The sequence below is a fragment of the Streptomyces sp. NH27 genome, assembly GCF_056859195.1.
The window spans coordinates 1-7,603 of the sequence record NZ_JACEGK010000387.1; the positions used below are offsets into that span (position 1 = coordinate 1).

Genomic DNA, 7,603 nt, shown 5'->3' on the forward strand with positions numbered 1-7,603 from the left:
GCGCACGTCCTCGGTGTAGGCGGCGTCAATGATCGCCTCGATGTGCTGGATGGGCTGGCGGCCGGGGTGGGTGGGGTTGCCGACGACGTGGTCGACGCCCCGCATCTGCTCGGGGTGGCTCTCCATCCAGCCGACGAGGAGCCGGCCGAAGATCATCGCCCAGCCGCTCCGGCCCTCGTACTTCAGCGTGTGGATCTTGTCGCGGAGGGCTCCGGAGTACACGGCCACCGCATCGACACGCGAGAAGCCGCGGCGCGCCTGCGGCAGCGCGCACAGCCGGTTGCCGCACGGTCCGCCCGGTGGGAGGGCCTGGGAGCAGACCGGGCAGTGGGGGTCGGCGACCGGTTGCAGGGTGCGGCCGGCGCAGTCGGAGCACAGGCGGGCGGTGCCGGTCAGGACGTAGGCGCACGCCGGGCAGTCGGGAAAGCCGGCCGGGTCGGGAAGACCTGCGGTCACAGGCCGGCCAGGGCGAGCTGCTGGCGCTGCTGGCCGGCGCGCTGGATGTCCGCGGCCTGGCCGAGGCTATCGGTGATGTCGCTGGAGGCGGTGACCAGGATCGCCCGGTCCTCGTCCAGCATCTTCTTCGCCCAGGGCTGGGTGTCGGCCAGGGAGCGGATCAGGAAGACGAGCTTGCCGTGCTCGGCGGCCAGGCGGGCCTGCATCTTGGCCCCCGACGTGCTGGAGGCCTCGATGACGACGCTGCCCAAAGTGGTGCCGGAGGTGACGACGTTGCGCCGCGGGAAGGTGTACTTCGCTGGCGGGCTGGTGGGCCAGAACTGGCTCAGCAGCGCCCCGCCCGCGTCCAGGATGGCCTTGGCGAGCGGCCGGTTCTCGGCCGGGTAGACGGCAGCGGCGATGCCGGTGCCCATGACGGCGAAGGTCCGGCCCCCGGCGCTGAGCGTGGCCTGGTGGGCGCTCGCGTCGATGCCCTTGGCGAGGCCGCTGGCGATCACGACGTCGTGCTCGACGAGCTCGCGGGCCATCCGGGCCGCCCGGCGCAATCCGTCCTCGGAGGCCTGGCGGGTACCGACGACGGCGATGGAGCGGGCGTCGCGCTGATCGAGCTCGCCGCGGTAGAAGAGGAACGGCGGCAGGTTGCCGATCAGTCTCAGATTCGCCGGGTAGTCCTTGTCCAGGACGGTGACCAGGCGCGCGTCAGCGGTGCTGGCCGCAGCGAGCTCGTCGTCGACGCGGGCGCGGGCATCGTCCAGGCCCGCGGTCAGGGCCTGCTGCAGCAGGGGGCGGTTCTTGGTCGCGGCGCGCGAGTCCTCGCGCAGTTGTCCGTCCATGAGCGCGGCCAGGCCCTCGGGGCTCTGGGCGCTGCGCGCGAGCAGGCTCCAGTCGAGAGTGGCGTCACCGGTGCGCAGGGCGCACAGGGTCAGCAGATCATGCTGGTCAGCGGTGATATCGAGGTTCATCGGGGTGTCCTTCTACTCGTGGCCCCGGGATGTTCGAAGGATGGAGCGCGTACTCGGGCCACTCCCCATGATGACGTACGCGGACCTCGTACGGGCCGAAAAGGGGCGGCAGGCCTGGCCGCGCGGGTCGGGCGAAGACTTCGGGGGAGGGCGGCTCAGTCGGTGTCCTGCGCGGCGGCGATGAAGTGGGACATCGTGGCCTTCAGCGCGTTACCGGGGCCTGGGCCCGCGGCGGCGGTGACGGGCGTCGTCACGAAAGTTCGTGGCCGCCAGGTGATAGCTGACCAGGTAGGGGTCGATCGTCGTGCCGGGGCGCAGCTGGTAGGCGGTGTGGCGGGAGGCGCCGTACTTGCCGATGGTCAAGGCGATGACCTGCTGTGCCCCGGCGCTGGTCAGCAGGGTGCGGGCCCACTCGATGGACTTGCCCTCGGTGGTGAAGTCGTCGAAGACGATCACCGTCTTGCCCTTGAGCTTGCCCCGGTACTTGGGGTTGATCCGGACGGTGCGCGCCTGGGCGCCGATCGAGATGTCCGCCGTGCTCGCCTCGCCCCTGCTCCGCTTCCACCGCTCCAGGCTGGTGTCCGGGGCCTGGCCGGTGCGCTCGAGGAGGTCCTCGCGGTAGTAGGAGCCGACCATCACCTTCGCCTTGGTGAGGAAGCCGGCGAGCTGCTGGCTGACCTTTCCCGGGGAGCTGCTGGGGTAGACGCAGAAGAGGCTGCGGTGGGGCAGGGTGCCGTCGAGGTAGGCGGAGGAGAGCAGGCGCAGCATCAGGATGTCGCGGGCGTCCTGGGTGCCGACGGTGATGGTGCGGCCGCGGGTGAAGACGTCTTGGAGCTCGAAGGTCCGGCCGGGGGCTTGGGGGAACCGCACGTTGGGGGGCAGCAGCGAGCGGATCTTGAAGGAGCGGGCGGTGTCGTCGTGGCTGAAGGCCCAGCGGGGCTCGTCCAGCAAGAAGTGCTCCAGGAGCTCACCGACGCCTGCCGGATCGTCGGCCGACAGGGTGATCATGCCCTTGCCGTTGTTGATGTGGTTGGCCCAGCGGGCGAGGACGTGGACGACGCCGGCGTTGATGCCGGTGCGCCAGTCCCACTCCGAGGTGCCGACGAGCAGGAGCTGGTTCAGGCGCAGGTTGAGGCGCTCGGCGACCGTGTCGAGCCAGGCACCGCTGCCGCGGTTCGGCGTGCCGGGGATGTCGTCGCGGGACAGGTGGAGGTCGGGTGCGGGCAGGCCGGCGGCCGCAAGGGCGGCCCCGGCGTCGATCGGGTCGGTGGTGAGCAGTACGAAGGCCACGTCACGGTCGTCGAGCCACCGAAGGAAGTCGGCGATCCCGTCGTGGGCGCGTCCGGGCGAACGCAGGACCGCCTTGTAGTCGATCGCGACCGCGCACACCGTGCTGTTGTCGTCCATGCCCGCCCCCGCTGCTCCCGCACCGTGATCATGATCTGATCCTCGTGCCATGATCTCAGCCGCTCCGGTCACGCACCTGCCCTTTCCGGCCCCCTGCGTACTCGGAAGCCCCGTCGACGGTGTGCGTCACAACGCCGTCAGCCGATCAGGCCGGCAGCCGCTGCGGGCCGCGCGCGGGCTCGCGGATCGGTTCCGCACCGGCTGCACAGCGGGGCTACGGCCCTTCGGCCGACGCTCCCAGGGCTTTGCCCAACGCTCGGTTGATCCGCGGGTCGCGGCCCGTGACGTAGGGGGCGATCGGGGCGTATCCGCAGCGGGTGTAGAGCGCGAGCGCGGCGAGGTTGTTGACGCCGGTCTCCAGGATCACTTCGCTCATGCCGTGGCGCCGGGCGTCGTCCTCCAGAGCCGTGAGGATCTGTCGTCCCAGGCCGTGGCCGCGGGCTACGGGGGAGACGTACATGCGTTTGATCTCAGCGGTGGCCGGTGCCGCGGTGCGCCAGCCGCCGCAGGCCAAGGCGGTGCCGTCAGCGCGGGCGGCGAGGAGGAACGCGCCGCGCGGGCGGTCGAATTCGGCGGGCGCGGTGGCTTCGGGATCGTCGGCTCGGCCGTAGGTCGCTATCTGCTCACGGTGGAGAGCCTGAGTGAGCCCGCGGGCGTCGGGACTGTCGTAGGCGACGGCGGCGATCGTCCACGCTCGGTCCGCGGTCGGCAGCAGGTGGGTCATGCACTTGATAGTGCCTTGCTGATGGCCTCGAGTGCATCAGTGCGCCCGGCGGCGCGCAGCGGGTTGCCGGCCCTGGTGCGCACCGCCGCCAAGAGGGTGCGGCACCGGATGGACTGGACGTGGGGGACGTGGTCGGCCAGCGCGGTGATCCAGTGGGCGGTCGCCTCCGGGTCGCGGGCGCCGATGCTGGCGCGGACGAGGTGGATGCCGTGGAGGATGCCGGAGCGGCGGAACCCGGTGGACGGGCCCTGGTCGGCGATGGGGCTCAGGAGGTCGGCGGCCTCGCGGAGCAGGAGGGTGCGTTTGCCGGGGACGTGGGCGGCGAGGTCGACGAGGGCCTGGCCGGACTCGGCGTCGATCTGCTGGGGGGTGAGGTAGTACAGCGAGGGCGGGTCGTCGGCGTGGCGGTTTTGGATCAGGCTCCGGGCCTGGTCGGTCGCGCGGCGGAACCCGTCCAGGTTGCCGGAGGCGGCCTGTGCGGTGGCCAGGCGCCCCCAGGCCCTCGCCTGGACCAGGGGCAGGCCGCCCTTGGCGTGTTCGACGGCGGCGTACGCGAACCGCATGGCCAGGTTCGGGTTGCCGCCGGCGGCGTGCTGGTAGGCGAGCATGCCCAGCGCGTTGGAGACGGTGGTGGTGTCGCCGGCGGCGCGGGCGATGCGGATGGCCAGGAGCTGGTAGCGGTGGGACGCCGGGGCCAGGCCGGCGTCGAAGGCCATCCAACCGGCGAGTTGGGCGGCTCCGCCCGCGTGCTGCAGCAGGCGGTTGCCGGTGGCCGCGGTGTACTGGCCGTCGTGGATGAGGGCGAGGGAGTCGTGGAGGGCGTGCCGGGCCTGGCGCTGGCTCAGCGGCCCGCCGCCGGTGCGGTCGTCGAGGCGGCGCAAAGCGGCGAGCTGCTCATCGAGCATGTCGACGAACTCCGGAGCGACGTACTCCCCGCCGCTGCGCCCGGTGAGCAGCCGGGCGGGAGCCTGGCGGGTGGCGTCCCAGACCGCGGCGGACAGCTTCTCGTCGGCGGCGGACTGCACGAGGGCGGGCTCGGCGGTGCCGCCGGTCCACGCGGTCGCGGTCCGCAGGACTGCCTCCAGCGGGAGGGGCCCGAGCAGTTCTTCGGTCTCTCCAGTCTCCGTGGCCTCTGCGGCGGAGGGGTACGCGCTGCCCCACATCTCGGCTGAGGTGTAGCGGTGGCCGGTCACCTCGGACAGGACGACCACGACAACGTCCCGGACCGCTGCGGAGCGCGGCACATGTCCGCGCAGCCATTTGTAGCCCGCGGTGAGGTCCACGGTGGGGTGGCCCATCGCGTTCAAGCGGGGGTTGACGGTCTTGACCAGGTCCCGGGCCGACCAGTTGGCGCGGGTGAGCGCGTCCTGGAGCACGGCGGGGTGCGAACGTGGAGGGAGGCTTTCAGTCGCCACACCATAACGCTACGTCACTGGCGTCTCGGTTGGTTGATTTCACGGGATTTCACGCTTCTGCCTTCTCACTTCACGGGGTTCACGCCAGTGGGGCCTGGGCGTGGCAGGGTGCCGGCTGCTGATCTGGGGGCGGGGCCGGAGCCGCTCGCGACGGCACCGTAGCGGCATCCGGCCCTTCCCATGACCTGCTCCTGCGTGCCCGAGGTGGTTGCTGTGATCCCTGACTTCGTCGCGGCGCTGCGGGCCGTGGTCGGCCCGGACCATCTGCTGTGGCTGCCGGGGGTGAACGCGATCGTGCGCGGTACCGACGGGCGGGTGCTGCTGCACCGGCGGTCCGACACCGGGGAGTGGTCCCTGCTCAGCGGCATCCTGGAACCGGGTGAACAGCCGGCTGCCGGGGTCGTGCGGGAGGTGGAGGAGGAGACCGGGATCCGGGTGGTGGTCGAGCGCCTGGCGGCGGTCACCGTCTCGCCGGAAGTCCGGCACCCGGGCGGCGACCGCGCCCAGTACCTGGAGCTGGTCTTCGCGTGCCGGCCCGCCGACCCGGGCCAGGTGGCGCGGGCGGCGGATGACGAGTCGCTGGAGGTGGGCTGGTTCTCCCCGGACGCCCTGCCGCCGGTGCGCGAGAGCGTCCGCGAGCGCATCGCGCTGGCCCTGGCGGACGAGCAGCGCGCCGTCTTCACGCCGGTGTGAGGACCGTGTGCCTGACCACCTCGAACGCCTCGGCGGCCTCGTGTCCGGCCTGGGCGCCGCGCACGCGGGCGGCGGCGAGCACGGCTCGGGCCGAGCGGGTGTGGGGCCAGGGGCGCATCTCGCTCGCGTACACCTCCAGCGCCTGCTCCTTGACGGCCAGGTCCTCCTCGGTCAGGGGCTGGAACCAGGTCGGCCGGAACGGGGTACCGGTGCCCCACTCGGTGGCGGAGCGCACTTCCCACGCCAGGACCGTGGCCACGGTGCTGCCGGGCTGGGGCCGGGTGGCGGCCGCAACGGCCTCGGCGATGATCCGGTGGTCGAGGGAGAGGTCGGCGGCGCTGTGGGTGTAGACGATCTGCGGCCTGGAGCGGGCCAGCGCGTCCTCGACGGTCTGGGTGATCGCCAGGCGGGGCACGGTGTCGAAGGCGTTGTCGGGGAAGTCGGCGAGCTGCACATCGGCGCCGTAGAGCGCGGCGGCCTTCTCCACGCAGGCGGCGCGGTGGGCGCGGACCTGGTCGTGGTCCTGGCCCGGGCGGCTGGTGGCGCTGGCGCTGAGGATCAGCAGATGGACGCGGTCACCGGCGTGGACGTGGGCGGCCAGCGTGCCGCCGGCCCCGAGGACTTCGTCGTCGGCGTGGGCCGCGACGGCCAGGATGCTGCGCGAGGTGGAGGTCATGGTGCTCCTGACGTGCGGAATCGGATCGGATCGGCCCGCGGTGTGCGCCGCGGGCCGTGGTGCACAGGAAGAAGGAGGACGCGGTGGATGCGAGGGACTTTCCCGGGGTGGAGCTGCGGGTACAGCGCATGCAGGTCGGTGAGGGGGTGCGGATCGGCGAGGGCACGGTGATCGTGGCCGACGACCTGGTGCTGGGGGACGGCGCGGTGATCGGGCCGGGCTGCGACCTGCGCTCGGCCCGTCTGGAGGTGGGAGCGGGCGGGCAGGTGGGCGAGGGCAGCCGGTGGCTGGTCGCGGACGAGGCCGTGCTGGGCGTGGGTACGGTGGTGGATGCGGGCGCGGACGTGGTGTGCCGGCAGTGGTCGGTGGGCGAGGGCAGCTACCTCGGACGGCGGCTGCGCATCGGTGCCGGGGCGTCGATGGAGGAGAACTCGGTGGTGCGGATCGGGCACCGGTGCCAGATCGCGCCGGATGTGACGGTGAACCCGACCGAGCCGGTGGTGATCGGGGACGAGGTGGGAATCAGCGCCGAGGTGGCGATCTTCACGCACGGCTACCACGCCGGGCATCCGGTCCGAGACGGCCACGGTGCCGCGTTCGCGGGCGTGGAGGGCGAGGACGGGGCCTGGCGGGGGTTCCGGGCGGTGCTGCTGCCCGGGGGGAGCGTGGGGGCGGGCACGGTGGTGGCCGCGACGGCCACCGTGACCCGGTCGCTGCCCGCCGGGGTGCTGGCGGCCGGGGTGCCCGCCACGGTGAAGCGGGTGCTGGAGCCGGTGGCGCTGGATGCGGCCGCGCGCCGCGAGGCGGTCGCCGGCCTGCTGGAGGCCTGGATGCAACGCCTGCGGTTCAAGGGGCTGGCGGTCGAGGCGATGGCCGCACACGGGGTCGGGATGCGCTGGCAGGTGACCGGCTCGGACCGGTGCTGGCAAGTGGACTGGCACCCGCGGGACGGGGAGCTTCCCGGCGTCGCCGAGGTCCGCCGCAGCGGCGGGGCCACCGCGGCGGTGTTTGACTTCGGCGAGCCGCTTGCGGTGCGGGGCGTGCTGGACGACCTCGGCCATGATCTGCGGGACTTCCTGCGCCGGGGGACGTGGCTGTTCCCGTACGCGGGCAACAGCCGCGGCTTGGTGCCCGAGCGGTTCACCCGGCTGCTGGGCTGACCCGCTGCCCGGCCAGGGCCGGGCTGCCGGGTCAGCCGCTCACGAGCGTCGGTCCGTAGGTGGGGGCGGTGTCGATCAGCTGGCCGCCGACCTCGTAGTAGGTGTCCAGG

The 7,603-nt window shown here is 72.7% G+C and carries 7 protein-coding genes and 1 pseudogene; 2 read left to right on the forward strand and 6 right to left on the reverse strand.

All coding sequences use genetic code 11. The features are described 5' to 3' along the window. The 5 genes and pseudogenes from AC13HU_RS26660 to AC13HU_RS26680 form a co-directional block, all read right to left on the reverse strand. A pseudogene (locus AC13HU_RS26660) lies at positions 1-456 on the reverse strand (hypothetical protein); the annotation flags it as partial. After that, positions 453-1,418 (reverse strand): DNA-processing protein DprA, encoded by a 966-nt coding sequence (locus tag AC13HU_RS26665; RefSeq protein WP_483044504.1) that lies wholly within the window; start codon positions 1,416-1,418, stop codon positions 453-455. The gene AC13HU_RS26665 and the pseudogene AC13HU_RS26660, both read right to left, overlap by 4 nt. A 210-nt stretch (positions 1,419-1,628) precedes the next feature. Next, on the reverse strand, positions 1,629-2,825 hold the full coding sequence (locus tag AC13HU_RS26670; RefSeq protein WP_483044505.1) for a hypothetical protein: 1,197 nt from the start codon (positions 2,823-2,825) through the stop codon (positions 1,629-1,631). A 214-nt stretch (positions 2,826-3,039) separates the two neighbouring features. Beyond that, positions 3,040-3,549 carry a GNAT family N-acetyltransferase gene (locus AC13HU_RS26675; RefSeq protein WP_483044506.1) on the reverse strand — a complete coding sequence of 170 codons (510 nt, stop codon included), beginning with the start codon at positions 3,547-3,549 and terminating at the stop codon, positions 3,040-3,042. Then, positions 3,546-4,964 carry an NsdA family TPR-like regulatory protein gene (locus AC13HU_RS26680; RefSeq protein WP_483044507.1) on the reverse strand — a complete coding sequence of 473 codons (1,419 nt, stop codon included), beginning with the start codon at positions 4,962-4,964 and terminating at the stop codon, positions 3,546-3,548. Before AC13HU_RS26680 ends, AC13HU_RS26675 begins: the two co-directional genes overlap by 4 nt. Before the next feature lie 213 nt (positions 4,965-5,177). On the opposite strand from AC13HU_RS26680, the gene AC13HU_RS26685 reads away from it, so the two are divergent. Then, the gene (locus AC13HU_RS26685; protein WP_483044508.1) at positions 5,178-5,657 is read left to right on the forward strand and encodes an NUDIX hydrolase; all 480 of its coding nucleotides are present in this window, start codon (positions 5,178-5,180) and stop codon (positions 5,655-5,657) included. On the opposite strand, the gene AC13HU_RS26690 is transcribed toward AC13HU_RS26685, so the two are convergent. Beyond that, a complete protein-coding gene (locus AC13HU_RS26690) occupies positions 5,644-6,333 on the reverse strand; it encodes a PIG-L deacetylase family protein (RefSeq protein ID WP_483044509.1) in 690 nt (229 codons plus the stop codon). The two genes, AC13HU_RS26685 and AC13HU_RS26690, sit on opposite strands and share 14 nt — an antisense overlap. Before the next feature lie 83 nt (positions 6,334-6,416). On the opposite strand from AC13HU_RS26690, the gene AC13HU_RS26695 reads away from it, so the two are divergent. Beyond that, a complete protein-coding gene (locus AC13HU_RS26695; protein WP_483044510.1) occupies positions 6,417-7,493 on the forward strand; it encodes an acyltransferase in 1,077 nt (358 codons plus the stop codon). Positions 7,494-7,603 lie beyond the last annotated feature (110 nt).

Excerpts from the sequence above, each read along its gene's own strand:
- AC13HU_RS26665 (WP_483044504.1), bottom strand. The coding sequence starts at position 1,418 with ATGAACCTCGATATCACCGCTGACCAGCATGATCTGCTGACCCTGTGC.
- AC13HU_RS26670 (WP_483044505.1), bottom strand. The coding sequence starts at position 2,825 with ATGGACGACAACAGCACGGTGTGCGCGGTCGCGATCGACTACAAGGCG.
- AC13HU_RS26675 (WP_483044506.1), bottom strand. The coding sequence starts at position 3,549 with ATGACCCACCTGCTGCCGACCGCGGACCGAGCGTGGACGATCGCCGCC.
- AC13HU_RS26690 (WP_483044509.1), bottom strand. The coding sequence starts at position 6,333 with ATGACCTCCACCTCGCGCAGCATCCTGGCCGTCGCGGCCCACGCCGAC.